Source organism: Humibacter sp. RRB41, from assembly GCF_022761015.1.
GTDB lineage: Bacteria > Actinomycetota > Actinomycetes > Actinomycetales > Microbacteriaceae > Humibacter.
In genome coordinates this window covers 287,909-313,970 of record NZ_JAKWJQ010000004.1, presented here as the reverse complement: position 1 = coordinate 313,970, position 26,062 = coordinate 287,909, and the positions used below count along the sequence as shown (strand labels likewise).

The 26,062-nt window shown below is 66.8% G+C and carries 23 protein-coding genes and 1 riboswitch; of the genes, 13 read left to right on the top strand and 10 right to left on the bottom strand.

All coding sequences use genetic code 11. The features are described 5' to 3' along the window. Nucleotides 1-50: 50 nt before the first annotated feature. Nucleotides 51-1,811, bottom strand: a complete 1,761-nt coding sequence (locus MJ603_RS12785; RefSeq protein WP_243064104.1) for an ABC transporter family substrate-binding protein — start codon at nucleotides 1,809-1,811, stop codon at nucleotides 51-53. 294 nt (nucleotides 1,812-2,105) lie between these two features. Here MJ603_RS12785 and MJ603_RS12780 point away from each other — a divergent pair, with 294 nt between their 5' ends. Both MJ603_RS12780 and MJ603_RS12775 read left to right on the top strand, forming a co-directional pair. Beyond that, nucleotides 2,106-2,936 (top strand): CPBP family intramembrane glutamic endopeptidase, encoded by an 831-nt coding sequence (locus tag MJ603_RS12780; RefSeq protein WP_243064103.1) that lies wholly within the window; start codon nucleotides 2,106-2,108, stop codon nucleotides 2,934-2,936. 464 nt (nucleotides 2,937-3,400) lie between these two features. Continuing rightward, entirely contained in the window at nucleotides 3,401-4,159 is a 759-nt protein-coding gene (locus tag MJ603_RS12775; RefSeq protein ID WP_243064102.1) for a hypothetical protein, read from the top strand. Nucleotides 4,160-4,282: 123 nt separating this feature from the next. Here the strand turns inward: MJ603_RS12775 and gcvP are convergent, their stop codons facing one another. From gcvP to gcvT, 3 genes are all read right to left on the bottom strand, one after another. Further along, a complete protein-coding gene (gene gcvP, locus MJ603_RS12770; RefSeq protein WP_243064282.1) occupies nucleotides 4,283-7,141 on the bottom strand; it encodes an aminomethyl-transferring glycine dehydrogenase in 2,859 nt (952 codons plus the stop codon). 110 nt (nucleotides 7,142-7,251) lie between these two features. Next, nucleotides 7,252-7,638 carry a glycine cleavage system protein GcvH gene (gene gcvH, locus MJ603_RS12765; RefSeq protein WP_243064101.1) on the bottom strand — a complete coding sequence of 129 codons (387 nt, stop codon included), beginning with the start codon at nucleotides 7,636-7,638 and terminating at the stop codon, nucleotides 7,252-7,254. 1 nt (nucleotide 7,639) lies between these two features. Then, on the bottom strand, nucleotides 7,640-8,800 hold the full coding sequence (gene gcvT, locus MJ603_RS12760; RefSeq protein WP_243064100.1) for a glycine cleavage system aminomethyltransferase GcvT: 1,161 nt from the start codon (nucleotides 8,798-8,800) through the stop codon (nucleotides 7,640-7,642). A gap of 197 nt (nucleotides 8,801-8,997) precedes the next feature. Next, nucleotides 8,998-9,096: riboswitch (glycine riboswitch) on the bottom strand. A gap of 212 nt (nucleotides 9,097-9,308) precedes the next feature. Here gcvT and MJ603_RS12755 point away from each other — a divergent pair. The 7 genes from MJ603_RS12755 (at nucleotide 9,309) to MJ603_RS12725 (ending at nucleotide 16,428) form a co-directional block, all read left to right on the top strand. Next, complete coding sequence (locus tag MJ603_RS12755; RefSeq protein WP_243064099.1) at nucleotides 9,309-10,088, top strand: NUDIX domain-containing protein; 780 nt, start codon at nucleotides 9,309-9,311, stop codon at nucleotides 10,086-10,088. A gap of 98 nt (nucleotides 10,089-10,186) precedes the next feature. After that, complete coding sequence (nadA, locus tag MJ603_RS12750; RefSeq protein WP_243064098.1) at nucleotides 10,187-11,509, top strand: quinolinate synthase NadA; 1,323 nt, start codon at nucleotides 10,187-10,189, stop codon at nucleotides 11,507-11,509. 2 nt (nucleotides 11,510-11,511) lie between these two features. Continuing rightward, entirely contained in the window at nucleotides 11,512-13,161 is a 1,650-nt protein-coding gene (gene nadB, locus MJ603_RS12745; protein WP_243064097.1) for an L-aspartate oxidase, read from the top strand. Next, nucleotides 13,155-14,006, top strand: coding sequence for a carboxylating nicotinate-nucleotide diphosphorylase (gene nadC / locus MJ603_RS12740; RefSeq protein WP_243064096.1), 852 nt, complete (start codon nucleotides 13,155-13,157; stop codon nucleotides 14,004-14,006). Before nadB ends, nadC begins: the two co-directional genes overlap by 7 nt. Before the next feature lie 11 nt (nucleotides 14,007-14,017). Continuing rightward, entirely contained in the window at nucleotides 14,018-15,157 is a 1,140-nt protein-coding gene (locus MJ603_RS12735) for a cysteine desulfurase family protein (protein ID WP_243064281.1), read from the top strand. Between the two features lie 70 nt (nucleotides 15,158-15,227). Next, complete coding sequence (locus MJ603_RS12730; protein WP_243064095.1) at nucleotides 15,228-15,989, top strand: bifunctional 2-polyprenyl-6-hydroxyphenol methylase/3-demethylubiquinol 3-O-methyltransferase UbiG; 762 nt, start codon at nucleotides 15,228-15,230, stop codon at nucleotides 15,987-15,989. A 40-nt stretch (nucleotides 15,990-16,029) separates the two neighbouring features. Continuing rightward, a complete protein-coding gene (locus MJ603_RS12725) occupies nucleotides 16,030-16,428 on the top strand; it encodes a PPOX class F420-dependent oxidoreductase (protein WP_243064094.1) in 399 nt (132 codons plus the stop codon). A gap of 15 nt (nucleotides 16,429-16,443) precedes the next feature. On the opposite strand, the gene MJ603_RS12720 is transcribed toward MJ603_RS12725, so the two are convergent. The 3 genes from MJ603_RS12720 to MJ603_RS12710 are packed head-to-tail and all read right to left on the bottom strand — an operon-like array spanning nucleotide 16,444 to nucleotide 18,573. Continuing rightward, entirely contained in the window at nucleotides 16,444-17,166 is a 723-nt protein-coding gene (locus tag MJ603_RS12720; protein WP_243064093.1) for a bifunctional 2-polyprenyl-6-hydroxyphenol methylase/3-demethylubiquinol 3-O-methyltransferase UbiG, read from the bottom strand. Nucleotides 17,167-17,215: 49 nt separating this feature from the next. Continuing rightward, nucleotides 17,216-17,719: a hypothetical protein gene (locus MJ603_RS12715; protein ID WP_243064092.1), complete on the bottom strand. Its 504-nt coding sequence runs from the start codon at nucleotides 17,717-17,719 to the stop codon at nucleotides 17,216-17,218. Next, nucleotides 17,716-18,573 carry a DNA-formamidopyrimidine glycosylase family protein gene (locus MJ603_RS12710; RefSeq protein WP_243064091.1) on the bottom strand — a complete coding sequence of 286 codons (858 nt, stop codon included), beginning with the start codon at nucleotides 18,571-18,573 and terminating at the stop codon, nucleotides 17,716-17,718. The genes MJ603_RS12715 and MJ603_RS12710 overlap by 4 nt, the downstream gene beginning before the upstream one ends. Before the next feature lie 102 nt (nucleotides 18,574-18,675). Between MJ603_RS12710 and MJ603_RS12705 the strand changes: the two genes are divergently transcribed. From MJ603_RS12705 to arfB, 4 genes are all read left to right on the top strand, one after another. Next, nucleotides 18,676-19,383: an SDR family NAD(P)-dependent oxidoreductase gene (locus MJ603_RS12705; RefSeq protein WP_243064090.1), complete on the top strand. Its 708-nt coding sequence runs from the start codon at nucleotides 18,676-18,678 to the stop codon at nucleotides 19,381-19,383. A 97-nt stretch (nucleotides 19,384-19,480) separates the two neighbouring features. Beyond that, the gene (locus MJ603_RS12700) at nucleotides 19,481-20,122 is read left to right on the top strand and encodes a trimeric intracellular cation channel family protein (RefSeq protein ID WP_243064089.1); all 642 of its coding nucleotides are present in this window, start codon (nucleotides 19,481-19,483) and stop codon (nucleotides 20,120-20,122) included. Between the two features lie 49 nt (nucleotides 20,123-20,171). After that, the gene (locus MJ603_RS12695; RefSeq protein ID WP_243064088.1) at nucleotides 20,172-20,513 is read left to right on the top strand and encodes a LysR family transcriptional regulator; all 342 of its coding nucleotides are present in this window, start codon (nucleotides 20,172-20,174) and stop codon (nucleotides 20,511-20,513) included. A 2-nt stretch (nucleotides 20,514-20,515) separates the two neighbouring features. Further along, the gene (gene arfB, locus MJ603_RS12690; protein WP_243064087.1) at nucleotides 20,516-20,956 is read left to right on the top strand and encodes an alternative ribosome rescue aminoacyl-tRNA hydrolase ArfB; all 441 of its coding nucleotides are present in this window, start codon (nucleotides 20,516-20,518) and stop codon (nucleotides 20,954-20,956) included. Nucleotides 20,957-20,971: 15 nt separating this feature from the next. On the opposite strand, the gene ychF is transcribed toward arfB, so the two are convergent. The 3 genes from ychF to MJ603_RS12675 form a co-directional block, all read right to left on the bottom strand. After that, nucleotides 20,972-22,045: a redox-regulated ATPase YchF gene (gene ychF / locus MJ603_RS12685; protein WP_243064086.1), complete on the bottom strand. Its 1,074-nt coding sequence runs from the start codon at nucleotides 22,043-22,045 to the stop codon at nucleotides 20,972-20,974. A gap of 87 nt (nucleotides 22,046-22,132) precedes the next feature. After that, on the bottom strand, nucleotides 22,133-24,280 hold the full coding sequence (locus tag MJ603_RS12680; protein WP_243064085.1) for an ABC transporter ATP-binding protein: 2,148 nt from the start codon (nucleotides 24,278-24,280) through the stop codon (nucleotides 22,133-22,135). Continuing rightward, nucleotides 24,277-26,010, bottom strand: a complete 1,734-nt coding sequence (locus MJ603_RS12675; RefSeq protein WP_243064084.1) for an ABC transporter ATP-binding protein — start codon at nucleotides 26,008-26,010, stop codon at nucleotides 24,277-24,279. The genes MJ603_RS12680 and MJ603_RS12675 overlap by 4 nt, the downstream gene beginning before the upstream one ends. Nucleotides 26,011-26,062: the final 52 nt, after the last annotated feature.

Genomic DNA, 26,062 nt, shown 5'->3' with positions numbered 1-26,062 from the left:
GGACCGACTGATCTTAGCTGATCAATCGATGGACATTCCTATCTTCGCTTTTACTTCGTCCACTCCCAGAAGTTCCAGAAGATTCCGTTCTGGCCTCCGAAGTATTCGATGTTCTTCACCTTGCCGTTGCTGGCGAAGAGACCGGGCAGCTGGAACAGGGGCAGGCCGTAGCCCTCCTTGAACGTGATCGCATCGATCTGCTTCTTGATGTCCAACAGCTTCGACGGGTCCAGAGTGATCTGGGACTTCACAGCGAGGTCACTGGCCTGCTGGTCGTTGAAGTTGTTGTAGTTACCCGGGTTGCCGATCTGGAACAGCTGCGGGATCTGCGCGTTTCCGGCACCGGGGTTGATCCAACCGAACAACGAGGCGTCGTAGTCGCCACCGGCGAGGAGCGAGCTCCACTGCGGCGAACCACCGTCGACGACCTTGAAGCCTGCCTTGGCAGCCGAGGCCTGGATCGCCTGGAACGAGTCCACGCGGTTCGGGTTCTCGGTGTTGTACAGGATCTTCACCGTCGGGGTCTTACCAGCGAGAAGCTGCTTCGCCTTATCGATGTCGACCTTGTCGAACGCGGAGGAACCGTTGGCCTTGACCGAGTCGGTGTAGCCCTCCTGTCCTGGCAGGAAGATCTGCGAGTCGAGAACCTTCGCCTTGGGGTTGATCGGCGTGATGATCGCCTTGAGGATGTCCTCGCGCGGGATGGTGAGCAGGAACGCCTGACGCACCGTCGGGTCGCTGAACACGCTTGACTTGAAGTTCAAGTCGAGGTGGTCATACGCTGCCTGGTCTCCCTGGAGCACCTTGGCCCCGGTGACCGCCTTCAGCGCCTTCACCGTGTCTGCAGATGCCTGCGGCTGGATCGCGTCGACCTCACCGTTCTGAAGTGCGGTGACCTGAGCGTTGGCGTCGCCGATGAAGCGCATGATGAGCTTGCCGAACTTCACCTTGTGCGAGCCGGTGTAGTACTTGTTCGGCACGAAGGTCATCGACTGCTTCGGGGTCCACGCGGACACCTGCAGCGGGCCGCCCGAGATCAGAAGGTTCTTGTCCTTCGGAAGAGCGGTGGCGTCGTAACCCGTGTTGATCAGCTTCGCAGCCTTCTCAATGGTCGCGTTAGGTGCTGCCGGGTTGCTGGGGTCGCCCTTCGGAGTCGTCAAGAAGGCGTTGGTGAGAGCCTTCGTCGAGACGCCGATCTCCTTCGCGACCGCGTGAGCCGGGAACTGGATCGGGTTGACCAGGTTCCAGTCCACGTACGGCTGGTCGTAGGTGAAGGTGATGGTGCGGTTGCCGTTGCTGACCTTCGGCAGATCAGTGGCGTACGGGCAGCCGGCTGCGGTCACGAAGTACTGCGTACCGCTGGTGACATCGCCCTTCGCATCGAACTTCGCAGAGTCGTAGTAGCAGACGCCCTGTGCCCAGCCGAGGACGAGGTCATCCGCCGTCATCGACACACCGTCGGACCACTTCGCGTTCTTGTTGAGCGTGTACTCGACCTTGAGCGGGTCGCTGCTGAGCTTCTTGTACGTGCCGAGATCCGTGTTCGGGACGACTTCATACTTCTGGTTCAGCGTGAAGAACTGCGGCTGCGTCATCTGCCAGATGTAGCCGTTCGTGTCCAGGTTGCCCTGAGGGGTGTTGTAGTTGAACGACGTCGCTTCGTTGACCTGAGCCACCGTGATGGTCTTGCCGCTGGACGACGCCTCGCTCGATGGCGTGCTCGTCGTGCAGCCTGCGAGCACGAGGCCCGCGGCAACGGCGACCGCGACGGCACCCACAATGGGGCGCAGACGCTTTCGCGTGATCTTCAATTTTCCTCCTGAATGGATTTTTGGCACACGACGATCCAATGGGGACCGCGATGTACACGAGATAGCACTGAAGATAGACACCTGATCGGGGGCGAGCAAAATGGTGATGCAAACCGTTACGTGCTAGTAACCATCGCGACGGATTCGTGCGCGGCTATTTACTCCCGTGCGTGATTCCAGCGCCCATTGCAACATTTGAGCAATGTTGATGATTCCTCACTTAACCTCTTCCGCGTCACACATGATGCGTCTCGGCGGCCCCGCCGTATGGGCGATCGGTGAAAGGATGTCTGCATGACGGGAGAGCCGGGGCCGACGCCAGCTCGGGCATCCGCATCTCGGGAACGGCCCGTCCCGAAACGAGAACGCACCCGCCTGTGGTGGGAGATCGGTATCGTCCTCGGGCTCTCGCTCGGGCAGTCGGCGATCTATTCGATCCTGACGATCATCCAGAGGCTCGCCGCACCGACGCCGCTCAAGGACCAGAGCGCGCAACTCAATGCGTCGCAGTCCTCGACGCCGTGGCTGGATCTGACGTACCAGCTTCTCGACGTCGTGTTCTCTCTCATGGCCGTCGCGCTGGTGATCTACCTGCTCTGGCAGCCGGCGCGCAGCGGATTCCGCCGCATAGGGCTCGACTGGAGCAGGCCGTGGCGCGATCTCGGCAACGGTACGCTGCTGTTCCTCGTGATCGGCGTTCCCGGGCTCGCGCTGTACGCGATCGGGCGGGCCGTCGGTATCACGGTTGATGTGCAGGCATCCCCTCTCGACACGTACTGGTGGACCGTGCCGGTGCTGGTGCTCTCTGCCGTGCGAGCCGCTCTGCAAGAAGAAGTGATCATGATCGGTTACCTCTTCACGCGGCTCAAGCAGCTCGGCTGGAACTCGTGGTGGATCATCATCGCGTCGGCGCTCGTGCGCGGCAGCTACCACCTCTACCAGGGCATCGGGCCGTTTTTCGGGAACGCCATCATGGGCGTCGTCTTCGGCTGGTGCTATCGGCGTTGGGGTCGAACGGCGCCACTCGTCGTGGCGCACAGCCTGCTCGACATCGTGTCGTTCGTGGGCTATCCGCTCGCCGCCGCCCTCTGGCCGGGCATCTTCGGCCCCGCCCCGAAGGGGTGATGCGCCGCCGAGCCTGCCGGTTCGGGCGAGACTGCACGCCCGCGCCACGGCAGCGGGTAATACCCGCCTGCTCGCCGCGGGCGTGCAGGCTCGCCTGAGTGATCGCGTGGGGCACGCTGTCCACAGCTCGACCCGTGTCCACAGAAGGGCGCTACGTACCGTGGATGCCTGGCCACGGCGTGCAGGCTGTCTCGCACACGTACCAGATCCGAACCGAAGGGCGCGCCGTGCTCACTCATGATGTGGCCGCGGACACGCGACCGAAGCTCGCATCGTTGATCTCCTCGCCGATCGCACTGCTCCGGGTCGGCGAACTGAATCATGTCGAGCGGCGACTGCGAGAGGGAGTCCTGGTCCGCGTCTCTTGAGGCGTCTACGCGGATGCTACGAGTTGGGCTGAACAGAAGCCGTGGGATCGGTACACGGCCAGAGTGCATGCGGTTGCGCTCACGCATCCACATGCCGTGTTCTGCTACGAATCAGCCGTCGCGCTGTGGGGTCTGCCGGTGTTCGGCGACCCGATCGTGGTGCACCTGCTGGGCGACGCCGAAGCGACGTCACGACTCCACGACGGGATCCGCACACACTCAGCGCGCCGCAGGCAGGACATCGTCGAGCTCGGTGGCGTCCGCGTGACAGGAAAGGCCGCGACCGTGGTCGATATGGCACGGTCGCGGCACCATGTCGTCGGACTCACCGTGGCCGATGCCGCTCTGCGGCGATTCGTCGAGGTCGGCATCGAAGACCTTGCGATTGAGAATGCGCAGCGCGCCAGCACACGCGGCCGGCGCCATGCGCGGTGGCCGCTGGAACAGGCATCCGCCGCCGCCGAGACGCCGCTGGAGTCTGTCAGCCGTGCGGGCATCATGTGGCTCGGCTTTAGGCCGCCGCGGCTGCAGGTCGCGTTCCCGACGGAGTTCGGGTCCGTCGACCGCGTCGACATGTGGTGGGGGAAAGAAAGCGTTGTCGGCGAAGCGGACGGCGACCTGAAGTACGACGGGACTCTCGGCGTGAAGCCGGCGACCGCGTTCCGGAAGGAGAAGGAACGGGATCGGCGTCTGCAGCGTCATGCTTCGGGGATCGTCCACTGGGGTTGGCGCGACGCCGTCGAATGCTGGCCGCTTCGGGACGCTCTGCTGAACGTCGGTCTGAGCCAGGTCTCGCCGCCCGACAGCGCACGCATCACCGGCATGCGCGCTCTGCTGTTGGGACGCACCGAGTGACCGCCCAGCCCGCGAGACTGCACACCCACGACAAGAGTGCGGGTAATGCCCACTGTCTCGGGGCGGGCGTGCAGTCTCGCGAGCGCGGTGGTGCCACGGTGGGACGCTGTGCGGCGAGCGGCGCTAGGCGAACGCCTCGGGCGGTGGGCAGGCGCAGAAGAGGTTGCGGTCGCCCCAGGCCTGATCGATGCGACGCACGGGGGGCCAGTACTTCGTGCGGACCAACCCTGGCACCGGGTACACGGCCTGCTCGCGCGAGTAGGGATGGGACCACTCACCCACGATCGACTCCGCCGTGTGGGGCGCGCCGCGCAACGGGTTGTCGTCGACGGGGAAGGTGCCGGCGCCGACGGCATCCGCTTCTGCCCTGATCGAGATCATCGCCTCGACGAAGCGGTCGAGTTCAGCGAGATCCTCGCTCTCGGTGGGCTCCACCATGAGAGTCCCCGCAACGGGAAAGCTCATCGTCGGGGCGTGGAAGCCGTAGTCGATGAGGCGCTTGGCGACATCGTCGACCGTGACGCCCGTGGCATCCGTGAGCGGTCGGATGTCGAGGATGCACTCGTGCGCCACCAGCCCTCGTTCGCCCGCGTAGAGCACCGGGTAGTGGTCCCTGAGGCGCGATGCCACGTAGTTGGCCGAGAGCACGGCGACACCCGTCGCACGTGCGAGACCATCGGCTCCCATCATGCGCACGTACGCCCACGAGATCGGCAGGATGCTCGGGCTCCCGTACGGCGCGGCGGAGACGGGCGCGCCCTCGTGCGCATAGCCGACGTGATCGTTGACCTGCATGAGCGGATGCCCCGGCAGATACGGCGCGAGGTGCGCCTTCGCCGCGACGGGACCGACGCCCGGTCCACCGCCGCCATGTGGGATGCAGAACGTCTTGTGCAGGTTGAGGTGCGACACATCGCCGCCGAAGTCGCCGAACCGGGCGAAGCCGAGCAGCGCGTTGAGGTTCGCGCCGTCGATGTAGACCTGTCCGCCTGCCTCGTGCACGGCGTCGATCACCGCGACGACCTCGTGCTCGTAGACGCCGTGCGTCGACGGATACGTGATCATCAGTGCTGCCAGCTCTGAAGCGTGCTCGGCCACCTTGGCGCGCAGATCGTCGAGGTCGACGTTGCCTGAGGCATCCGTCGCGACCACGACGACACGCATTCCGGCGAGGACCGCCGATGCGGCGTTCGTGCCGTGTGCGGACTGCGGGATGAGGCAGACGGTGCGATGCGTGTCCCCGTTGGCATCGTGGTAGCCGCGGATGGCGAGCAGCCCCGCGAGCTCGCCCTGGCTGCCGGCGTTGGGTTGCAGAGACACGGTGTCGTAACCGGTGAGCTCCGCGAGCCAGGTCTCGAGCTGGGCGATCAGGTCGAGGTAACCGGCGACATCCTCGGCCGGGGCGAACGGATGCAGCTGCGCGAACTCGGGCCACGTGACCGCTGCCATCTCGGTGGCGGCGTTGAGCTTCATGGTGCACGACCCGAGCGGGATCATGCCCCGGTCGAGCGCGTAGTCGCGATCGGCCAGCTGCTTGAGGTAGCGCATCATGGCCGTCTCGGAGTGGTACGACGAGAAGACGGGATGCGTGAGGAACTCGGTCGTACGGGTGAGCTGTTCCGGGAAGCGCCTGACCGCCATGGGATGGACGGCGACCCAGCCGCCCGACTCCGGCTCGAAGAAGTCGTCGCCGAGCTCTCCGATCGGGCCGGCGACGGCGGTGACGATTTCTGCGATGCGGGTGAGAAGGCCGAGTCCGCCGTTGGCTTCGTCGACGCTGAACGAGAGCGTCGTGTCGTCGATCACGAGCGCCAGGACTCCCGCCTCGTGCAGTCGATCGGCTATGTCACGGGCGTCGTCCACCCGCACCCGGAGCGTGTCGAAATAGGCGTCTGGGAGCACGTGGCCGCCGCGCTGTGCGATGAGATCCGCGAGAAGAACGGCATCCGCGTGCACGCTCTGTGCGATCGCACGGATGCCGCGTGGCCCGTGGTACACGGCGTACATCGACGCCATGACAGCGAGCAGCACCTGGGCGGTGCAGATGTTCGAAGTGGCCTTCTCGCGGCGGATGTGCTGTTCGCGCGTCTGCAGCGTGAGGCGATAGGCGGGCTTGCCTGCGGCATCCTGGCTGACGCCGACCAGACGTCCAGGGAGCTGGCGCTCCAGGCCGCTGCGCACTGCCATGTAGCCGGCGTGCGGACCGCCGAAGCCCATCGGAACGCCGAAGCGCTGCGTGGTGCCCACCGCGATGTCGGCGCCGAGTGCGCCGGGTTCTTTGAGGAGTGCGAGCGCGAGCAGGTCTGCCGCGGTCACAGCGAGGCCGCCCCCGGAGTGCACGGCGGCGATGATCTCAGTCGGATCCCACACGCGACCGGAGGCCGACGGGTACTGCAGGAAGGCGCCGAACGCCTCGGGCAGCGTCGCCGGATCGGCCGCGGCGAGATCGAGCTCGATCAGCTCGATGCCGACAGCGGCAGCGCGGCCGCGCAGGATCGCGAGGGTTTGCAGAAAGGCATCCGTGTCGACGAGGAACACATTCGACTTCGCGCGGGACGCCCGGCGCGCCAGGAGCATCCCCTCGGCGACGGCGGTGCCCTCGTCGAGCATCGACGCGTTGGCGATGTCGAGCCCCGTGAAGTCGCACACCATCTGCTGGAAGTTGATGAGCGCTTCAAGGCGCCCTTGCGAGATCTCGGGCTGGTACGGCGTGTAGGCCGTGTACCAGCTGGGGTTCTCGAGCACATTGCGCTGGATGACCGCCGGCGTGAGCGTGCCGTAGTAGCCCTGCCCGATGAACGACGTGCCGACGCTGTTACGGGATGCCAGCTGCCGCAGCTCGCGCAGTGCCTCGCGCTCGCTCACACCCTCGCGCGGCAGGGTGCGACCCGGCAACTCCACGTCGGCCGGCAACTGGATACCCTCCGGCACCGCCGTGCGCACGAGCTCGTCGACGGAATCGAAACCGAGCGTGGCCAGCATGTGCGCTGTCGCGTCGGCATCCGGCCCGATGTGCCGGTCGGCGAACCCTGCGCGCAGGCTCCCCGCGCTCGTGATGCCGGTCACGCCACCGTGCTCATGCGGGGCGGCGGTCACGCGCCGACGCCCGTGAGTGCCGCGTAGGCCGTGGCATCCAGCAGATCTTCGAGGAGCGCGACGTCGGAGACGCGCACCTTCACCAGCCAGCCGGCGCCGAACGGATCGGTGTTGACCAGCTCGGGCGAGTCGACCACGGCGTCGTTGATCTCGACGACCTCGCCGCTGACGGGCGCGAACAGCTCGCCGACCGACTTCGTCGACTCGATCTCGCCGACCACTGCGCCCTCTGCTGCGTCGCTGCCGACGGCCGGAAGGTCGACGAACACGACGTCGCCGAGCTTCTCCGCTGCGTAGTCGGTGATGCCGACAGTTGCGATGTCGCCGTCGAGAAGCACCCACTCGTGCTCTGCGGTGTAACGGCGGTCCGAAGGCAGTGCCATGTCAGTTCTTCTTTCTGCGGTAGAAGGGCAGGTTGGTGACGGTGAACGCGACGCGTGTTCCGCGCACGTCCACATCGAGTTCGGTACCCGGTGTGCTGAGATCGGCATCGACGAAGGCCATGGCGATCGGATGCCCCAGCGTGGGCGACAGCGCACCCGACGTCACGCGGCCGACCGGCTCGCCGTCGCTGCCGCGGGCGAAGATGAGGTAGTCGGCGCGCGCAGCTCGCTTGCCGTCACCGGCGAGACCGACGAGCACGCGGGCATCCGCCGGCGGACCTGCCTCGATCGCGGCGCGGCCTACGAAGTCGGCCGGCTTCTCGAGCGCGACGACGCGCCCGAGCCCAGCCTGCGAGGGAAAGGTGTGATCGGAGAGCTCGTGACCGTAAAGCGGCATGCCCGCCTCGAGCCGTAGCGTGTCGCGGCTGGCGAGCCCGGCCGGCGCGAGGCCCGCGCCCGCGCCCGTTTCGAGCAGAGCATCCCAGAGCGCCGGCGCATCGTCGGGGGCGACATAGAGTTCGAAGCCGTCTTCCCCGGTGTACCCGGTGCGGGCGATCAGCACGGGGTGGTCCTGGAACGTGCCGGACAGCGACCGGTAGTACTTGAGCCCGGCGAGCGCGTTCTCGATGTCGGGCTCCTCGCGATCCTCCGGCCGCTCATCGCCGGCCTCGATGCCGAGCTCCTCGACGTTCTGCAGGATCTCGAGAGCGCGAGGGCCCTGGATCGCGATCAGCGCGATGTCGTCCGACTCGTCGTAGACATCCGCGTCGAAGGATGCCGTCCGCTGCGTGATCGCGTCAGCCACCGTCAGCCGGTTGGCCGCGTTCGCAACCACGAAATACCTGTCTGCGCCTGTGCGGTACACCACGAGGTCGTCGAGGATGCCGCCGGTCTCGTTCAGCAGAAGCGTGTACTTCGCCTGACCCTGTTCGAGTGCCGAGAGCCGTCCGGCGAGCGCATGGTCGAGGGCATCGGCTGCCTGTGGCCCGAGTACGACGATCTCGCCCATGTGCGAGAGGTCGAAGAGCCCGGCCGCGGTGCGCACCGCATGGTGCTCGGCGAGATCGCTCGAGTACCGAACGGGCATCTGCCAGCCCGCGAAGTCGGTGAAGCTTGCGCCTGCCGCCACGTGAGCGTCGTTCAGCGGCGAGAGCTGAGCCATGGGAGTTCTCCGATCTGCTTCGCGACCCGCAAAACTTCCTGGAGGTATCTACGGGCCGGTCGAGAGGCCGCACACGTGACGTGGCCGCAAGAACTCCCCCTCTGTCATGAAGGCCTGAGAGATTCGCTCCGGCACTGCCGGCGCTTTCACCTTGGGCGAGACCACGACCTGCGCCGCGGGCTGCTCTCCAGAGTGGCCAGTTCGATGCGGTAGGGATACCTGAGAGATTGTCGGGGAGGATTGCTCCTTCGGTGTCCGTGTGCGGGTTCCCGCGCGGACTCTCCCGCATCGACCGTGTGGCCCAGTCTTCAGTTGTGCGTTCAGCCTACCGTGCACCGAGGTTGCTGAGCGCTGATGGGTCGGGCCTGCGTCGGTCGCGAAAAACGGTTCTCGGTCGCCTTGCCGCCGGGCATGCGCCCGGAAATGCCTCTACGTGGAGTCAGATGGATTCTGGTCACTCGCACCTTAAGGTGTACTATGAGTTCAGGTCAGAACAACCTTTACTCTTATGACAGACGATACGACACCCGAGGGCACGACCGCGGCAGCCGAAAGCGATCCGGCGGCCGCCGACACGGATGCCCGCACATCGCCCGACGCCGAAGCGATCGGCCTTGCCGTGTCGACTGTCATCTTCGCTCTCCGCGCAGACGACCGGTTCGGCGCGCAAGGAGTCGCACCCACTCTGTGGTTGCCGTTGGTGCGACGCATCCGGGATCCGTTCGACGGCAGATGGGCTCTTCCCGGCGGGCCGCTGGGCATGACGGAGGGACTCGCCGACGCCGCCCGTCGCACCCTCGGCGAGACGACCGGGCTGGCGCCGCGCTACCTGGAGCAGCTCTACGCCTTCGGCGACGTCGACCGCTCCCCCGCCGGCCGCATGGTCTCCGTCGTCTACTGGGCGCTCGTTCGGTCCGACGAGGCCGCCCGCGCGACGGTCGGGCAGAACGTGCGCTGGTTCCCCGCCGACGAGTTGCCCGAGCTGGCCTTCGACCACAACCTGATCGTCGACTACGCGCTGTGGCGGCTGCGCACGAAGATGGAGTACTCCCGCATCGCACACGCCCTTCTCGGCGAGACCTTCACACTCGCGCAGCTACGCGAGGTGCACGAGGCCGTGCTCGGCAAGCGACTCGATCCTGCCAACTTCCGTCGTGCGGTCGAGGGCTCTGACTCCATCGTCGACACCGGCGAATTCGTCACCGGTGCCAGGAACCGGCCGCCGAAGCTCTACCGCTACGACGCATCCGTCGATCTCGCGGACAACGGGCCGCTGCCGCATCCGTGACCGCGGTTGGGCCTGACCCTTCGACTCGCGCCGCTCGCTCAGGGAGCTGGAGGCGTCGCACTGGAAATCGAATCACGAAAGAAGAGAAGGCATCGAACATGACACTCGTCGCCTCGGTCGACCGCACCATCCGCCTCATCGAGACGGGTGAGGAATCCGGTGAGATCTGCACGCCCGACCTCGTCGAAGCGCCGTGGACCTTCGATCTCGGGATGCCCGGCTCAGCGCCGGGTTACGGTCCCGGCGCATCGATGGCCGACCCGATTCCGGCGGACGCCCCGCGCCAGGGCGAGTTGCCGCAGCGCTATCGCGACGCGTCCGCAGACGAGCTGGCCGAGCGCATCCGTGTCGCCAAGGAGACGCTGGGGTCGCGGGTCATGGTGCTCGGACACTTCTACCAGCGCGACGAGGTGGTGCAGTACGCCGACTTCGTCGGCGACTCGTTCCAGCTGGCCAATGCCGCCAAGGCGCATGCCGAAGCCGAGGCGATCGTGTTCTGCGGCGTGCACTTCATGGCGGAGACGGCCGACATCCTGACCTCCGCCGAGCAGAGTGTGATTCTCCCGAACCTGGCCGCAGGCTGCTCGATGGCCGACATGGCAGACATCGACTCCGTCGAAGAGGCGTGGGAGCAGCTCATGGAGGTCTACGCCGATGAGCAGCGTGGCGAGGCGGATGCCGACGGCACGGCATCCGTGATCCCCGTCACCTATATGAACTCCTCGGCGGCGCTGAAGGCGTTCTGCGGTCGCCACGGCGGCATCGTCTGCACGTCGTCGAACGCGGCGACCGTGCTGCGCTGGGCGTTCGAGCGCGGCAAGCGGGTGCTGTTCTTCCCCGACCAGCACCTCGGACGCAACACAGCGAAGGCGATGGGCATCCCCGTCGAGCTGATGCCGATGTGGAATCCGCGCAAGAGTCTCGGCGGCAATGACGCCGAGTCGCTGACCGCGGCGAAGGTGATCCTCTGGCAGGGATTCTGCTCCGTGCACAAGCGGTTCTCGGTGTCGCAGATCAGTACGGCGCGGACGGAGCACCCCGGCGTGCGCGTGATCGTGCACCCCGAGTGCTCGATGGAGGTCGTCGACGCCGCAGACGAATACGGGTCGACCGATTACATCGTCAAGGCCATCGAGGCGGCTCCCGCCGGATCGACGTTCGCGATCGGCACCGAGATCAATCTGGTGCAGCGGCTGGCAGCCGAGTACCCGCAGCACACGATCTTCTGCCTCGACTCGGTGGTGTGCCCATGCTCGACGATGTATCGCATCCACCCTGGATACCTCGCGTGGGTGCTCGAATCGTTCGTGGCAGGCGACGTCGTCAACCAGGTGAGCGTCTCGGCAGAGGTCGCCGCCGACGCCAAGATCGCCCTCGAGCGGATGCTCGCCGCCCGCCCCGACACGACGATGGCCGCCTGAGCATGGCCGGGCTCACGGGCGTCGAGCGACCACGTGTGATCGTGGTGGGCAGCGGCATCGCAGGGCTCACGGCCGCGCTGCGGGCGAGCAGGTTCGCCGACGTCACCGTCGTGACGAAGGCCGCGCTGCCCGAGAGCAACACGTTGTATGCCCAAGGCGGCATCGCCGCGGCCGTGTTCGACGACGACAGCGCCGAGCTGCACGTCGCCGACACGGTCCGCGCCGGTGCGGGTCTGAGCGACGAGGATGCCGTGCGCATCCTCTGCACCGAAGGTCCGGGGCTCGTGCGCGAGCTGATCGGGTTCGGGGTGCCGTTCGACCGCGAGGGGCGACAACTCGCGCGCGGGCTCGAGGCCGCCCACTCGCGCGCCCGCGTGCTGCATGCCGGCGGGGATGCCACAGGCCGCGCGATCGAGCTCGCGCTGGCGGCGCGGCTGAAGGCATCCGGAGTTCGGGTGATCGAGCACGCGATGCTCACCGATCTGGTGACGGACGGCGACCGGGTGACCGGGGTGCGCGCCTTCGACGGTCGCGTGTTCACGACCCTGGCAGCCGAGGCCGTGATCCTTGCCACCGGCGGTGCCGGCAGGCTCTATGCGCACACGACGAACCCCGCGGTCGCGACCGGCGACGGTGTCGCGGCGGCATGGCGGGCAGGCGCCGAGCTGGCCGATCTGGAGTTCTACCAGTTCCACCCGACGGCGCTCGCGATCCCGGGAGGCACGCTCGTCTCCGAGGCTGTGCGCGGCGAGGGCGCGGTGCTTCTGGATGCCACAGGTGAACGCTTCATGACCCGCGTGCACCCCGATGCCGAGCTGGCGCCACGCGACGTCGTGGCGAGTGCGATCGCCGCGACCATGGCCGGGCAGGGCGGGTCCCCCGCGCTGCTGGACGCCACGCACCTCGGCCGCGGGTTCCTCGCCAAGCGGTTCCCGACCATCCAGGCCGCGACACGCGCTGCAGGGTTCGACTGGGCGCGCGAAGCGATCCCCGTCACGCCGGCTGCGCACTATTGGATGGGCGGCGTGAAGACGGATGCGTGGGCCCGCACCAGCCTGCCCGGCCTGTACGCCGTCGGGGAGGTGGCGTGCACAGGAGCCCAGGGTGCCAATCGCCTGGCGTCCAACTCGCTTCTCGAGGGCCTCGTCTTCGCCGCACGCGCTGTCGACGCCCTGCGGGTCGCGGATCTCGTGCGCTCCGGCGCTGACGACGGTGCTGTGGGGGCCGGACCGGCCTCGCCGGGTGACGGCCGCGGCGTCCTGCCCGAGGTTCGATCGGCCGGCCGCGATCTCGGGGATCTCGTGCGCGAAACGATGTGGCGGCACGTCGGCGTTCAACGCGACGGCGACGGACTGCGGTCGGCCCTCGAACGTCTGGAGGCTCTTGGGCTTTCGGCTCCCGCGCCGACCACGCTCCAGGAGCACGAGGATCGCAACCTGCTCACGCTGGGCATCCTCGTCACGCGCAGCGCGCTCGCCCGTCGGGAGTCGCGTGGTGCGCACTACCGCAGCGACTATCCCGACACGGCCGAGACGGCCGTTCACAGTGTCGTCGCGCTGAACCTCCTCGTGCCGACCCTCGTCGCACCGAGCGACGACGACCAGATCTTCGCCCGGGAGGGCTTTGCCGGAAAGGCGGTCGCCGCGTGCTGACCACACAGATCATCGACCGCGTCGTGCAGATGGCCCTCGACGAAGACGCCCCGTGGGGCGACGTGACGAGCGAGCTGTTCATTCCTGCGGAGGCGACGGCATCCGCTCGGCTGGTCGCTCGTGAGCCGGGCGTGTTCGCGGGCGGCGAGGTGGTGCGCCGCACGATGCACGCTGTCGATGACCGCATCGCGGTCGAGCTGACGATCGCCGACGGAGATCACTTCGACGCGGGGAGCACGCTGGGGACGGTGACGGGGCCGGCGCGGGGCATCCTGCGCGGCGAGCGAGTCGCACTCAACCTCGTGCAGCGCATGAGCGGCATCGCAACGCTCACGGCGAAGTACGTGGCGCTGACTGCCGGAACGGAGGCCCGCATCGTCGACACCCGCAAGACAACGCCCGGCCTGCGGGCGCTGGAACGCCATGCCGTGGTCTGCGGCGGCGGGCGCAACCACCGCAACTCGCTCTCGGACGCCGTGATGGCCAAGGACAACCACCTCGCCGTGCTCACCGCGGGGGGTCTGTCCCTGACGGATGCGATCCGTTCGGTGCACGATCGACTCGGTCACACCACGCACCTCGAGGTCGAGGTGGACCGCGTCGACCAGATCGAGCCCGTGCTGGCCGGCGGAGTGGACACGATCATGCTCGACAACTTCACGATCGACCAGCTGCGTGAGGGCGTCGCCCTGGTGGCGGGCAGAGCGATCATCGAGGCGAGCGGCAACGTCAACCTCGATACGGTCGCGGCGATCGCCGCCACCGGCGTCGACGTCATCTCGGTGGGCGCCCTCACGCACAGCGTGAGTTCGCTCGACATCGGACTCGACGTGACGATCGAATGACCCCGGATCCGGTGCTCTATCTCGACGCCGCAGCGACCACGCCGGTACGCCGCGAGGCGCTCGAGGCCGCGTGGCCGTACCTGACGGGCGATTTCGGCAACCCGTCGAGCACGCACGAATACGGGCGACGTGCCGCCGACGCGCTGACGGATGCCCGTGCCCGCGTCGCAGCGCACCTCGGCTGCCGTGCGTCCGAGGTGGTCTTCACCTCCGGTGGAACGGAGGGCGACAACCTCGCGATCAAGAGCATCGCGCTCGGCGCACCGCGCGGACGTCATATCGTCACGATCGCGACCGAGCACGATGCAGTGCTCGAATCGGTGGACTTTCTGCGTCGGGTGCACGGCTTCGAGGTGGACTTCGTGCCGCTGGACGAGTATGGCCGCGTCACGGCGGATGCTCTGCGCTCCGTGTTGCGATCGGACACCACGATCGTCTCCATCGCCTACGTCAACAATGAGATCGGCACCGTGCAGCCCATCGCCGCGCTCGCCGAAGCGGCGCACGAGGTCGGCGCCCGGTTCCACACGGATGCCGTGCAGGCGGCCGGACGACTCCCCTTGACGGTGCGGGGCCTCGGTGTCGATGCGCTCTCGTTCTCCGGGCACAAGGTCGGCGCTCCCAAGGGGTCGGGTGCCGCGTATCTCCGCGGCAGCCTGGCCCTCGAGCCCGTGCTGCACGGCGGAGGACAGGAGCGCGGCAGGCGCTCGGGCACCGAGAACGTCGCGTTCGCGGTGGCGCTCGCGACCGCGCTGGACGTCACAGAGCGGGCGAGAGCCGCGCACGCTGCCGACCGCGACGACGTGGCTGCGCGCGACGAGTTCGTCTCGCACGTGCTTGCTCGTGTGAATGGGGCACGGCTCACGGGACATCCGCTCGAGCGCATCGCCGGGCACGCGTCGTTCGTGGTCGATGGCGTGAATGGCGAGACGGTCCTGCTCGAGTTGGAACGTCGCGGCGTGATCGCCTCCAGCGGCTCGGCGTGCGCAGCTGGGCGCACGGATCCCTCGCACGTGCTCACGGCGATCGGTCTGCCCGACGAGCTCGCCACGACCGCGATCCGTTTCAGCTGGACGGATGCCTCTTCGGCAGAACTCGAGCGGGCAGTCGCTGCGCTGACCGAATCGGTCGCCGCGGTGCGCTCGCTTTGATCGCCTGACGACCGCAGAGATCCACCCGAAGGGGTGACCGCGTCATCGCGCCGTCACTAGGCTCTGCCGCATGGTAGATGCCCCCCGCGAGCCGGCACCGTTTCCCCCGCTCGCCATCCGTGCCCAACTGCGTTGGGGCATCGTGGGTCCGATCGTCGAAGAGCTCGCACCGACATCCGTCATCGAGGTCGGTGTCGGCCAGGGCGCGGTCGGTGCGCGCATCGCGTCCATGACGCACACCTACGTGGGCGTCGAGATCGATCGCCAGTCCTACGAACAAGCGCTGGTCAACATCGCCCCGTTCGGCGGCTCGGTCTACAACGGGATGCTCAGCGAGGTCTGGTCGGACTCCGCCGACCTCGTCTGCGCCTTCGAGGTGCTGGAGCACATCGAGGATGACGCGGGCGCTCTTGTCGACTGGGTCTCGCACATCAACCCAGGGGGCCATCTTCTGTTGTCGGTGCCGGCGAATCCCGATCGCTACGGGCCGATGGACGAGTACGCCGGACACTTCCGGCGGTACTCGCCCGAGTCGATCACGGCCGCCGTGCTGGCAGCGGGACTCGTCGACGTGCGGGCGACGCTTTACGGATCGCCGCTCGGATACGCGCTGGAGGCGGTGCGGAATCCTATCGACGCCCGCAAGCTGAAGCGTGCAGAGGGTCTGTCGGTCGAAGACATGACCAAGGCGAGCGGGCGAACGTTCCAGTTCGGTCGGCGGTCATGGAAGTCCGCCGTCGCGACCACCGCGACAGCGCCGTTCGTGTGGATGCAGCGGCACGTTCCCGGCGGCATCGGCCTGGTCGTCGTTGCACGGAGACCGGCGCCCTGAACCGCGGGCGACGTCGGCGCATCCCCGCCATGATGGATGCATGACGGCATCCGACATCATCCCCACCCAGCTGCTGCCCCTGCTCGTCGAGCCGAACTTCGGCTTTCTCGGCACCATTCGCCCGGACGACACGGTGCAGGTGAACCCGATGTGGTTCGAGTTCGACGGCGAGAACATCCTGTTCACGCACACCACGAAGCGGCAGAAGTACCGCAACCTGCAGCACAATCCGTCGATGAGCCTCGCCGTGGTGCGTGACGGCAGCTTCTACCGCTACCTCGAGGTGCGCGGCCGTCTGATCGAGACGCGTCCCGACCCTGATGGCGAGTTCTACGTGCGGCTGGGGCGCCGCTACGGCGACACGGACGTGGAGCCCCCTGCAGACCGCGCCGACCGGGTCATCCTCGTGATGAGCGTGGAGCACGCCGGAACGAACTGAGGCGCCCGCCGGGCGTCAGACTCGGCGAGCGACGAACACGAACTCCCTGCCGGGACGGTCCGGCGCATCCCGCACCTCGTCCACCACGAATCCGGTGAGAGCGAGCGACGCCTCCACCTCGTGCCTTGTGTGGAACCTCAGTGTCGACGTCGAGTGGAGCGTGTCGCCGTCCGGCAGGATCAGCGTGTCCTCGAACGTGACGAACGGAAGCTCGTCTGCCACCAGGTCGGTCCACGTGCGCACCCTTCCGACTCCATCGATCTCGGTGTCGATGTATGTCGCATCCTTGACCCAGCTTCGCCAGGACTCCTTCGAGGGATCACGGGTCTCGAACACGAAACGACCGCCGTCGCGAAGGGCCTCGCGGATACCGCGCAGCGTCGCATGCCAGTCCTCGTCCGTCAGGAACACCTGCGCGACGTTCCCCGTCATGAACGCGATGTCGACGGAGAGCTCCGGCAGCTCGGTGGCATCGCCGTGGATCCAACGCACGTCGTCGGCGTGCGCCTTCGTCTTGGCGACGTCGATGGATGCGCCGGCAGGGTCGACCCCGACCACCTGGTAGCCATGCTCGGCGAGAAGGCAGGCGAACGTGCCGGTGCCGGAGCCCACATCGAGCACGGTGTGCGCGTCGAACTCCGCGGCCATCGCGAGGTAGGCATCCAGATCACTGCGGTCGGGATCGAGGGGATCGTAGAGCCTGGCGAAGCGGGGGTCGTCGAACAAGGCGTCGGGCATCCGTCCAGTGTGGCAGCGCCCGCCGGGGCGCCACCAGGGCAGCACGGACTCAGTGGTGTACGAGCGCCTTGAGCAACGCGATGATGCCGCCGAACGCTGCCGTGATCAGGGCGCTCGTGATGCGCACCCAGAAGTGCGGAGACCACCTGGCGACGGCGAACCACCCGAGCACACCCAGCAGCACCGTGTCCACGATGAGCGCTGCCCAGATCGCGATCTCATCGTCGACGACGTGGCTGACGCCGAGCAGCAGGATCACGATCGGAATGACCGATGCGGCCAGCATGCCGATCGAGTGCTGAATCGCCGCCGTCAAGCTGAGCCTCAGATCGCCGTGACCACGATTCGTGCTCAGGTGCGAGATGGTCCCGGCGTAGACGTGCGCAGCGAAGAACACCACGACCGTGACGACAACGGTGATCAGCGCGTTCAGGGAGGCGCCGGTGAGGGTGTTGCTCACGACGATCATGCCGGTGACCAGGATCAGCCCGTAGATGGCCTCTTCGGACAAGACCAGCCGGCGCATCGTGTCGGCTCGGCCCGTCGCGGTCACAGGATCACGCCGCCGGTCTGACACTCCGGACAGTACTGAGCGGATGCCCCGGCGAACGTGAAGTCGTGCACGGTGCCGTCGCCGTTCGGGCAGGGTTCGCCGGCGCGGCCGTGCACCAGCATGGCGTCGATCTTCGCCTGCTTCAGCCGGTCCAGAGGAATGCCCCGTCGCGCGTCGATCGCGCTCCGCGGCACGGTGCGCAGCGCGTCGAACAGACGATCACGATCCTCCTCCGACAGCTCGGATGCGTGAATCACCGGCGAGAGCCGTGCGACGAACAGGATCTCGTCGGAGTACGCGTTCCCGATGCCGGCGAACGACGTCTGCTCCTGGAGCACCGCCTTCAACTGTTTGCGCCGGCCGACGATCGGTCGATCGAACGACTCGCGGGAGAACGCCGGATCGACGGGGTCCGGCCCGAGTTTGGCGACGCCGGGAACCTCGGTGGGGCGATCCACGATCCACAGACCGACGCTGCGGTAGCCGCCGGTATCGATGACATCGAACCCCGATCCGCCGGAGAGTGCCACGCTGGCGACGGCGGGAGCGTCCACGATTGCTCCCGCGGCCTCTTCGGCGTCGCCACCATGGGCATCCGTCTCGCCGTCGTCGTGCCAGACCAGCCAGCCACCCCTGCCGAAACTGATCACGAGGTGGTGTTCACCTGCATCGATGTCGACGTACTTGCCGTGCCTGCTCACCGCGACGATGCGGCATCCGGCGAGCACCGAGGGCATGACCGCCCGCGTCTTGTACTCCGGATAATCGAGCACCTCGAAACCGGCGATGTCGCGACCCACCGCGCGTTCTGCGACGAACTCGACAAGCGCCTGCACCTCGGGAGACTCGGGCATGAGGCGATCATGCCACGGGCCGGCGACGGTGGGCGCAGATCGGGCACCGCGCCCTATCGTCGGATCGACACGATCTCGGCCACGAAGGGACAACCACATCTCATGACCTCAGCCACTTCGGACGGGTCCATCCTGCTGATCGGAGCCTCACGCGGACTCGGCCTCGCGCTCGCCGAGGAATATCTCAGGGCAGGAGCCACCGTCGTCGCCACCGTGAGAGGGCCGCGGCGCACAGCGCTGCACGACCTCGTCGACCACTATGCGGACACGCTCGAGATCGAGACGATCGACATCACTGAGCAAGAGGAGATCGCAGCGCTTCACGGCCGGCTGAACACTCGCAGCTTCGACCTGCTCTTCGTCAACGCGGGCGTCGCCAACGGAGCAGAGGAGACGGTTGCGGATGTCGGCACCGACGAGTTCTCCAGACTCATGGTGACGAACGCGCTCAGCCCGATGCGCGTCGTCGAGGTCTTTCACGATCTCGTCCCCGACACCGGCACCATCGCGATCATGTCGTCCGGGCAGGGAAGCATCGCGAACAATGAACGCGGTGGGTTCGAGATCTATCGCGCCAGCAAGTCGGCACTCAATCAATTGATGCGCAGCTACGCCGCTCGCCACGTCGACGATCCGCGCACGCTCCTGCTCCTTGCACCGGGCTGGATTCGGGGCACCGGTGTCGGCGGCGATGCTGCGCCGCTCGCGATCGAGGACAGCATTCCGAAGCTTGTGAAGGTCATCGACGCCCAACGCGGTCGCGGCGGGCTGCAGTTCCTCGACTTTCGAGGTCAAATCGTCGCGTGGTGAATCGGGTGACGCCCCCACTGCATGCCGGTCCCGAACGATGACGGCTCCAGCGGGCGTTAGTCTGTAGGGCGCTGGCGGAGGGCGGAGGCGGAGGGCTGTGGATGTCACCTGGTCGCTCATCCTCGATCTGCTCGGCACCTTCTTCTTCGCCGTCTCAGGGAGTCTGCTGGCCGCCCGTCGAGGATTCGACATCGTGGGCTCGCTTCTGCTGGGATCGCTGACGGGTCTCGGCGGCGGCGTGATGCGCGATCTGGTGCTCGGCGTGACGCCGACGGCGTTCGCACAACCCATCTATTTGATCCCCCCGCTTGCCGCGGCTGTTCTGGTGTTCTTCTTCGTGCGTCCCGTTGAGCGGTTCCCACGGCTGCTGCTCGTCTTCGACGCCGCAGGCTTGGCACTGTTCTGCACCACAGGAGCAGTCAAGGCACTGGAACTCGGCATGAATCCCGTCGCCGCTGCGCTGTTGGGAGTCATGACCGGAGTCGGCGGAGGGCTGCTGCGTGACGTGGTGGCGAACAGGGATCCCCAACTGTTCAACCCGAGGGATCTTTACGCGGTACCCGCCATGCTGGGGGCGGCATCGATCACTGCGCTGTGGGTTGCCGGTTGGTACGGCCCCCTCGCCGAGGTGCTCATCGCCGCTCTGGTCTTCGCATTCCGGGTGCTCTCGCTGCGTTTCAAGTGGCACATCCCGAGCGCTGCGCTGGATCGGAGCTTCGGCGACCGCGCCGACGGGTAGCGTGGCTGGCTACGGACCGCGATCCCCGCGGACAGACGAAGGGCAGCCCGTGAACGTCACACTGCTTCAACGTTTCGTCGCTGTCGCCGAGGAGTTGCACTTCCCTCGTGCGGCGGATTCCCTCGGCATCCCACTCGCGTCGCTGTACTCCTCGATCGAGAAGCTCGAAACCGAAGTCGGGGCTCCGCTCTTCTCGCGCGGCGGCGAGACTCGGCTGACCGCAGTAGGAGAGATGCTGCTGCCTGAAGCGAAGAAGGAGCTCGCGGCTTCACCCGCACCGGCGAAGAAGCCGGTGAATGCGGGCGGCAAGGCGAAGGCATCCAAGGGCAAGGGGCGCGCGCCCGTCGTAAAAGGGCAGCCGAAGCCATACAAGAAGCGCCAGGGCCGCTGACGGTGGACGATCTGCATGTGCGACCTGGCCCCGGTTCCCCTCGCGGGATGCGTGTACCGGCGAACGAGCTCGTCGAGCAGTTCTCGCACGCATCAGGACCAGGAGGTCAGGGCGTCAACACTGCCGATTCACGCGTGCAGCTGAGCCTCGATCTGAGGACGACGACGGCGCTCGACGATGTGCAACGCGAGCGAGCGCTGAAGCGGCTCGCCGGGCGGCTCTCCGGCACGGTGCTCACCATCAGCGCTGCCGAACATCGGTCGCAGAGGATGAACCGCACGGCAGCGAGGCTACGGCTCGCGGGCATCCTGCGCGACGCTGTCGTGCCGCCCACCACGCGGCGAGCGACTCGTGTGACGAATGGCGCACGGAGGCGGCGACTCGAAGCGAAACACCGCCGCGCAGAGATCAAGAACGCTCGCAGGCGACCAGGGTCCGACTGACGACGTGAGGGTCGACTAAACGTTGAACCTGAATTCCACCACGTCGCCGTCTCGCATGACGTAGTCCTTGCCCTCGAGCCGCGCCTTGCCCTTCGCGCGCGCCTCGTGCACGGAGCCGAGCTCGACGAGATCCTCGAACGAGATGACCTCGGCCTTGATGAAGCCCTTCTCGAAGTCGGTGTGGATCACACCGGCCGCCTGCGGCGCCTTCCACCCCTTGTGGATCGTCCAGGCACGGGACTCCTTCGGACCTGCGGTGAGGAAGGTCTGCAGACCGAGCGTGTCGAAGCCGATGCGGGCGAGCTGGTCGAGTCCGCTCTCGTCTTGGCCGGTTGATGCGAGCAGCTCCGCGGCATCCTCCGGGTCGAGGTCGATCAACTCCGACTCGATCTTCGCGTCGAGGAACACGGCCTGGGCGGGCGCGACGAGAGCGGCGAGTTCGGCCTTGCGCGAGGCATCCGTCAACACGGCCTCGTCAACGTTGAACACGAAGATGAACGGCTTCGAGGTGAGCAGTCCGAGCTCATCGATGGACTCCAGTTCGAGGCCGGATGCCGACAGCAGCACGCCCCGCTCCAGCGAGTCCTTCGCGGCGACGGCGGCCTCGAGCACGGCGCCGTCGAGCTTGCGACCGCGCACCTCCTTCTCGTAGCGCGTGATCGCCTTCTCGAGCGTCTGAAGGTCGGCGAGCATGAGCTCCGCGCCGATCGTCTCCAGGTCGTTCGCCGGGTTGACCTCGCCTTCGACGTGCACGACGTCGGAGTCGGCGAATCCGCGCACGACCTGCGCGATGGCATCCGCTTCACGGATGTTCGCGAGGAACTGGTTGCCGAGCCCCTCGCCGGTCGAGGCGCCACGGACGATGCCGGCGATGTCGACGAAGCTCACCGTGGCCGGCACGATGCGCTCCGAATGGAAGAGGTCGGAGAGCGTCGTCAGCCTCGGATCGGGCAGGTTCACCACGCCGACGTTGGGCTCGATGGTGGCGAACGGATAGTTCGCCGCGAGCACCTGATTCTTGGTCAGAGCGTTGAAGAGGGTGGACTTGCCGACGTTGGGCAGGCCGACGATGCCGATAGTGAGAGCCACGGGCACCCATCGTATCCGGCGGCGACGGGAGGTCCCGGCGCCGCCGGATACGGAAGGGGTCGGACCAGACTCCGCGCCCCGTCGACGTCAGTCGATGACAGCGGGATCGGGCTCGTCGCGCTCGGCGATCTCTTCGGCCTCTTTGGCGAGTTCGTCGCCCTGCACCGCGGCGAACTCCTCGTCGAGGTCCGTCGCAGCCTGCTCGAACTGCGCGTTGTACAGCCGGTAGTACGCGCCCTTCGCCGCGATGAGCTCGGGGTGCGTGCCCTTCTCGACGATGTCGCCGTGCTCCATCACGAGGATCAGGTGCGCGTCGCGAATGGTCGAGAGCCGGTGAGCGATGACGAACGACGTGCGTCCCTCACGCAGCGCGGCCATGGCGTGCTGGAGGAGCAGCTCGGTGCGTGTGTCGACGGAGCTGGTCGCCTCATCGAGAATGAGCACCGACGGCCGGGCGACGAACGCTCGCGCGATCGTGATCAGCTGTTTCTCGCCCGCCGAGATGTTCGAGGCGTCCTCGTCGAGCACGGTGTCGTAGCCGTCGGGCAGCGAGTGCACGAACCGGTCGACGTACGTGGCCTTCGCCGCCTCGAGGAGCTGTTCGTCGGAGGCGTCCGCGTTGCCGTATCGGATGTTGTCACGAATGGTTCCGGCGAAGAGCCACGGGTCCTGCAGGACCATGCCCGTCTTGGCCCGAACGTCGCGCCTGGTGAGATCGGCGATGTTCTGCCCGTTCAGCAGGATGCGCCCGCCGTCGAGCTCGTAGAACCGCATGATCAGGTTGACGAGGGTCGTTTTGCCTGCGCCCGTCGGTCCGACGATCGCGACGGTCTGCCCGGGCTCGACACTGAAGGAGAGGTCGGTGATGAGCGGCCGCTCCTTGGAGTACGAGAACGACACGTGGTCGAACTCGATGGTCCCGTCGCCCTGCACCGGGGCCGGTGCATCGACCGCATCCGGCTCCTGCTCGGACTGATCCAGCAGCTCGAACACCCGCTCGGCTGACGCCGTGCCCGACTGCACAACGGCGGCCATGCCACCGAGCTCGGAGAGCGGCTGGGTGAACTGCTGCGAGTACTGGATGAACGCCTGCACGTCACCGAGTCGCAGTTGTCCACTCGCCACCATCAGCCCGCCGAGCACCGCGATCCCGACGTAGCTGAGATTTCCGACGAACATCATGGCCGGCATCATCGTGTTCGACAGGAACTGCGCCTTGAAGGATGCCCGGTAGAGCTCCTGATTCTCCTCGCGGAACGCGTCGCGCGAGCTCTTCTCCCGACCGAACACCTTCACGAGTGCGTGCCCAGAGAACGACTCCTCGACGCGCGCGTTCAGGCGGCCGACCTTGCGCCACTGGATGCCGAACGCCTTCTGCGAGCGCGGCCCGATCACGCCGAAGATGATGCCCATCAGCGGCAGCGTAACGAGCGCGACCAGCGAGAGCTGCCACGAGATCGAGAACATCATGATGAGAACGCCGACCACCGTGAGCACGCTCACGAGTGCCTGCGACAGCGACTGCTGCATCATCTGCGTGATGTTGTCGATGTCGTTGGTCACGCGGGAGATGAGCTCTCCGCGCTGCACCCGGTCGAAGTAGCTGAGCGGAAGCCGGTTGATCTTGGCCTCGACCTGCTCTCGCAGGCGCCACATGGTGCGCACCATGATGATGTTGATGACGTAGCCCTGCAGCCATGTCAGCACCGACGACGCCACGTACAGCGCCAGCACGATCATGAGAATCTGGCTGAGCGCCACGAAGTCGACGCCCGCGCCCGGCACAAGGTTCTGGAACGCCCCGATGATGTTCGCCAGATCGTGCTGACCGGACTGGTTCAGCTGGTCGATCACCTGCTGCTTCGTGGTGCCGGCCGGCAGCTGCTTCGACACGACGCCCTCGAACAGGACGTTCGTGGCCTGGCCGAGCACTTTGGGCGCGAGCACCGTGAGCACGACGCCGATGGCGCCGAGGATCGACACGAACACGAACGCCAGCGCGTTCGGCTTCAGCAGTCCGATCAGCCGGCGGAACGACGGCCCGAAGTTCGCGGCTTTGCCGGGAGCGACGCCTCCGCTCCAGTCGTCGGCGGAAAGCCTGGCCTGCTCGGCGAGCTCGAGTTCGAGCTTCTCCTCGGCGCTCAGCTCGGCCGTCGTGCCGTTCGCTGCGCCGTTCCTCTTCCTGCGCGTCTTCGCGGCGCCGGTCTTTTCTGCGTTCGTTTTCTCGGCGCTCATCGGCCCGCCTCCACTCCGAGCTGGGATTCCACGATCTCGCGGTAGGTGTCGTTCGTCTCCAGCAGCTGATCGTGCGTGCCGAGCCCCACCACCTTGCCGTCGTCGAGCACGACGATGCGGTCGGCGTCGGTGATGGTCGAGACGCGCTGGGCGACGACGATCTTGGTCACCTCGGGGAGCTCGCGCCAGAGCGCTTGCCGCAGCCGGGCATCCGTCGACAGGTCGAGAGCCGAGAACGAGTCGTCGAAGACGAGGATCTGCGGGTTGTGCACGATCGCCCTGGCGATCGCAAGACGCTGGCGCTGTCCACCGGAGACGTTCGTGCCGCCCTGCGAGATGCGGGCATCGAGGCCGCCCTCCATCTGGGCGACGAAGTCGCTGCCCTGCGCGATCTCGAGTGCATGCCACAGCTCGGCGTCTGTGGACTCTTCGCGTCCGAACCGCAGGTTGGATGCCACGGTGCCCGTGAACAGGAACGGCCGCTGCGGCACCAGTCCGATCGTGCGCCAGAGCGCGTCGAGGTCGGCGTCGCGCACGTCGACGCCGCCGACCATCACCGAACCGCCTGTGACGTCGAACAAGCGAGGAATGAGCGAGACTAGGGTCGTCTTGCCCGCGCCTGTCGAGCCGACGATCGCGACGGTCTCGCCCTTGGCCGCCGAGAAGCTGATGCCGGAGAGCACAGGATGCTCTGCTCCTGGATAGCTGAAGGTCGCTTCCACGAACTCGACGGCGCCCTCCGACGGGAACTGTGTCACCGGCCGGTCGGCGCGCTTCAACGACGCGTCGGCGGCGAGCACCTCGCCGATGCGGTCGGCCGACACGGCGGCCCTCGGGATCATCATCGTCATGAAGCTGGCCATCAACACGCCGGAAAGGATGATCATCACGTACTGCATGAAGGCGAACAGCGTGCCGATCTGCACGTCTCCTGAATCGACCTTCATGCCGCCGAACCAGATGACTCCGATCACCGTCACGTTGAGGATGAGCATGACGATCGGGAAGAGCAGAACGAAGAGCGAGCCCACTCGCCTTCCCACCACCATGATGCCGGTGTTCGCGTCGCGGAACCGCTCCTCCTCGATCGGCTCGCGCACGAATGCGCGGATGACGCGGATGCCTGTGAGCTGCTCGCGCATCACCCGGTTCACCCCGTCGAGGCGCTCCTGGTAGCTGCGGAAGAGCGGCACCATGCGACCGATGATGAGGGCGGCCACGATGAGCAGGGCGGGGACGGCGACGGCGATCAGCCAGGACAGGCTGACGCTCTGGCGCACGGCGAGGATGATGCCCCCGATGGCCAGGAGCGGAGCCGAGACGAGGAACGTCGCAGCCATCATGGTGAGCATCTGCACCTGCTGCACGTCGTTCGTGTTGCGGGTGATCAAGGAGCCGGCGCCGAACGAGGTCACTTCGCGTTCCGAGAAGCCGGAGACGCGCTCGAACACGTCATCTCGGATGTCGCGGCCCAGTTGCATCGCGGCCCTGGCCGCGAAGAAGGTGGCGATGATAGAGGCGACGATCTGGCCGAACGAGATGATCAGCATGATCGTGCCGGTGTGCCAGATGTAGTCGGTGTCACCCTTGGAGACGCCGTTGTCGATGATGTCGGCGTTGAGGCTGGGCAGGAACAGACTTGCCAGCGCCGACGCGAATTGGAAGACGAGGACTCCGGCAAGTAACCAGCCGTAGGGCTTGAGATAGCGGACGAGCAGTTTGAACAGCACGGGAATACTCCGTTTGAGTGTGGGGTGCCTTGAATGTGGGTGCCTTGAGCCT